Origin of the sequence: Noviherbaspirillum denitrificans, assembly GCF_002211445.1 — a bacterium.
Lineage (GTDB): Bacteria > Pseudomonadota > Gammaproteobacteria > Burkholderiales > Burkholderiaceae_D > Noviherbaspirillum > Noviherbaspirillum denitrificans.
Genome location: NZ_LSTO01000001.1, coordinates 366,841 through 370,908 on the forward strand (window position 1 = coordinate 366,841; position 4,068 = coordinate 370,908).

Sequence of the window (4,068 nt, forward strand, 5' to 3'; positions counted from 1 at the left end):
AATGCTGGAAGCGGATGCCCTCGGCCTGGAAGGCGAGGCCTATCTGTTCAAGAAACAGGAGCCGGTGGACAAGAAGGCGAAGGTCAACGAGAGCTGGTTCTGGAACCTGATCTGGCGCCTGCGCAGGCACCTCGCGCTGACCTTCGGCCTGACCGTCCTATCAACCGCGCTGGCGCTGACGCCGCCCCTGTTCGTCAGGTCGGTGTTCGACACCGTGGTGCCCAGCGGAGACCTGATGCTCGGCGCTGCGCTGACCCTGGGTGCGCTGATTACCATCGGACTGGACTGGAGCCTGAGAGGGTTGAAGAACCGCATCCTGGCCTATGTCGGCGGACGCACCGAATATGTCCTCGGCACCAGCGTGTTCGAGCGCATCGTCTGCCTGCCGGCGACTTCGACGGACGGCGCATCGATCAACCGCCAGGTGGGACGGATCAAGAACCTTGAAAGCCTGCGCGATTTCTTCCTCGGCCCGCTCGTGCTGATCGTTTTTGACCTGCCGGCCAGCCTTGTCATGATGACCGCGCTGGCCGTGATCAATCCCTGGATCATGCTGGTCATCCTGGCGGCGGTGATCGCCTACACGATCCTGTGGTTCGCGTCGCGCACCCTGATCCAGAACTCGATTGCCCGCGCCTCGTCCCTGTCCGCCACGCGCAGCGAATTCGTGAATGAAGCCCTGTCCGGCATGCGCACGATCCGGAATTCCGGTGCCGCCCGCACCTGGCTGCAGCGCTTCACCGACATCAGCGGCAAGGCCGTCCTGTCGTCTTTCCACGACCACCAGATCCGCACCCGGATCAGCGGCGCGGCCCAGGTGCTCGGCATGTGCACCGGCCTGTTCTCCCTCGCCGTATCGGCCTACCTGTCCATCAACGGCCAGCTGTCCGGTGGCGCAATGATCGCCACCATGATGATCGTCTGGCGGCTGACCGGCCCGATCCAGAATGTCTTCCTGGCGGCGACATCGCTGGTCCGCACCCGGACCAACATCCGCCAGGTCGAAAACCTGATGCGCCTGCAGATCGAGCGTGACAGCGGCGTCAACCAGATCGTGAAGCCCGATCTGAACGGCGCACTGAGCTTCTCGCGCGTCTCCTTCCGCTACGCCAATGATGCCGACCCGGCGCTACTCGGCATCAACGTCGCTATCGACCCCGGCCAGCTGGTGGTCATCACCGGCGCAAACGGCGCCGGCAAGTCGACCCTGCTCAAGCTCATCACCCGCGTCTACATCCCCCAGGCGGGCACGATCCGGCTCGATGGTGTCGATATCCGCCAGATCTCGCCATCCGACCTGCGCGGCCGCATCAGCTACATGCCGCAGAACTGCGAAATCTTCCATGGCACGGTGACGCAAAACCTGCGCCTGGTGCATCCGGCCGCTACCGACGAGGAAGTCCGCTGGGCGGTCGACATGGCCGGCCTGAGCGCCGACATCACCGCGCTGCCGCAGGGTTTCGAGACACGGATTTCCAACAGCCGCTCCGCGCAGCTGCCCTACGGATTCCGCCAGCGCCTGCTGCTGGCAAGGACGATGCTGAAACCGGCGCCCGTGGTACTGCTCGACGAGCCGGGCACCGGCATGGACCAGGCGGGGGAAGAGGCATTGATCCGCTGCATTGAATGGCTGCGGGGACGGTCGACAGTGCTGATCGTCACCCATCGGCCCGGACATATGCGGATGGCGGACAAGGTCATCTACCTGGAAAACGGCGCGGTCACCGCGATGGGACCGTTTGACACTATCAAGAATCGTGTGATGGCAGGGCTGAACTGATGCTAAAAATACTCAAGCGCTTATTGTCGGGTGACAGCAGCGACAACCTTGTCGGCAGCCGCAAGCGCAGGCTGCTTTCCGAAGCCGCTCGCGTAGAGGAAGAACTGGTCCCAGCGTTCGTCCGGCCGGTCCTGACGATCATTGCGGCGATCGTCCTGCTGTTCCTCGTCTGGGCCGCGCTGACACACATCACCGAAGTCGCCCGGGCGCCGGGCGAGGTCGTCCCCGCAGGCCAGCTCAAGGTTGTCCAGCATTTCGACGGCGGCGCGGTGGCCGAGATCATGGTCGAAGAAAAAGCGCTGGTCCAGGCGGGACAGGTCCTGGTGCGCATGGATGGCGCGCAGGCGACCGCGGACGTGCGCCAGACCGAGGCGCGGCTGGTATCGCTGAAACTGCGCGCGGAACGCCTGAGCGCCTTCGTCGAGAACCGCAAGCCGCGTTTCGAAGACTTCGCTGGCAACCATCCTGAACTCATCCGGCACCAGGAAGAGATCTACCGGACGCAGCTATCGACGCGCAATTCCACCCTGTCCATCCTCGACCACCAGATCAACCAGCGCGCCGACCGGCTGCAGCAGCTCAATAAAGCAGGTTCCGTCGCCGAAGAACACCAGAACCTGACCGGCGAACTGCTGGCCATGCGGGAAAACCTTGCCGCCCGCCGCCTGATCAACAAGTCGGTGCTGCTGGAGACGCGCCGCGCCAAGGTCACTGCCGACGGCGAAGCAGCCCGCATCGGAAAGGAAATCCAGGTCTCCGAGCAAGAACTGGAAGAGACCCGCAGCCGCCGCGTCGACGTGCTCAACCAGTTGCGCCGCGACGCGCTGGCCGAAATCGGCAGCGTGCATTCCGAAATCGCCGAAGTGACAGAAACCCTGGCGCGCCTGCAAGCCCGGGTCGACCGCCTCGTCGTCCGCGCACCGGTCCGTGGCTACGTACAGGACATGAAGGTCGTCACCATCGGCCAGGTCGTTCAGCCGGGCGGGCTCATCATGCACATCGTGCCCGAAGGCGTGCCGCTGGAAGCTGTTGTCAGGATTGCACCCAAGGATATCGGCTACGTGAAGGCTGACCAGCCGGTGAACCTGCGCGTGACCAGCTTCGACTACTCCCGCTTCGGATTCGCCAAGGGCACGCTCAACCGTGTGACGGCCTCAAGCGTGGTCGGCGAAGACGGGCGGCCATATTTCCGCGGCTGGGTGACCCTGACGCAGCCCTATGTCGGCAATCAGGCGGGGCACTACCAGCTGCAACCGGGCATGGGCGTCGAAGCGGAAATCCTCACCGGGGAAAAGACCGTGCTGGCTTACCTGGCCAAGCCGTTCGCCGACATGTTCTCGCGTTCGTTCAGGGAGCGTTGACGCAACGGCCGGGCGGGCCGAGGCGAGGGTTATAGAAGGGCACTATAACTTTTGGCCGTCTATCGCGGGGCCACCAGGGAAGCTAGTATGAATCATCGCCAACTCCCGCCCGAAACGAGTCATGGTTGACAAGGATCAAAATAGCACTGGCAGCCCGCAGCCGAGCAATGGCCACTCGCCTGCGCATGCCGATGATGCAACGCTTTTTGATGACTTGACCGTCCTGAGCCGCGGACAGGGTCTTGGCGATACCAATCGCACCGACAATCTGGGTGCCGTCCCCGAACGGGTTGACGACACCGGGAATGAGAACGTACAGGCCGACGTCAACGGCACCGACGCGCGGGAACGGCAACAGGCCGACAGCGGCGCCGCAACTGATAGCGGCCTCGGCACCACCACCGGCGACGACGGGCGGAACCGCACGATCGACGCCATCGGCGGATCGAGCAATGGCCGGCAGGATAGCGTCCCCTTCGTCGACAAGGTGACACCGGGCGGCCAGGCTGCCCTCGGATCCGGCTCCGATGCCAAGGACGGCACGCCCGGCACACCTGCACCCAACGTCGTTACATCGAACGGTGGCGGAAATAATGCATCACAAAACGGCGGTTCCGATCAAACGACCGCACAGTCTCCCCGCATCGCGATAGCTGAATCGCAACAGACGTTGGCGACACCGGAGGCCACCCAGTCTCCGACTGAAACGCCGGCCCCGACCGGGACTCCGGCTCCGACTGATACGCCGGCTCCGACCGAGACCCCAGCTCCGACCGATACTCCGGCTCCGACTGAAACTCCGGCTCCGACTGAGACGCCTGCGCCGACTGAGACGCCTGCGCCGACCGAGACCCCGGCTCCGACTGAGACCCCGGCTCCGACTGAAACCCCGGCCCCGACCGATACTCCGGCCCCGACCGATACTCC

General features: G+C 64.2%; 3 protein-coding genes. All 3 read left to right on the forward strand.

Going from position 1 to position 4,068, the window contains the following annotated elements; all coding sequences use genetic code 11:
- Nucleotides 1-1,780: peptidase domain-containing ABC transporter (locus AYR66_RS01800; RefSeq protein WP_206047020.1), on the forward strand; the 1,780-nt coding region annotated here is incomplete at its 5' end.
- Complete coding sequence (locus AYR66_RS01805; RefSeq protein WP_088706092.1) at nt 1,780-3,141, forward strand: HlyD family type I secretion periplasmic adaptor subunit; 1,362 nt, start codon at nt 1,780-1,782, stop codon at nt 3,139-3,141. The genes AYR66_RS01800 and AYR66_RS01805, both read left to right, overlap by 1 nt.
- A 121-nt stretch (nt 3,142-3,262) precedes the next feature.
- A partial coding sequence (locus AYR66_RS29790) for a hypothetical protein (RefSeq protein ID WP_234814656.1) occupies nt 3,263-4,068 on the forward strand: 806 nt, incomplete at its 3' end.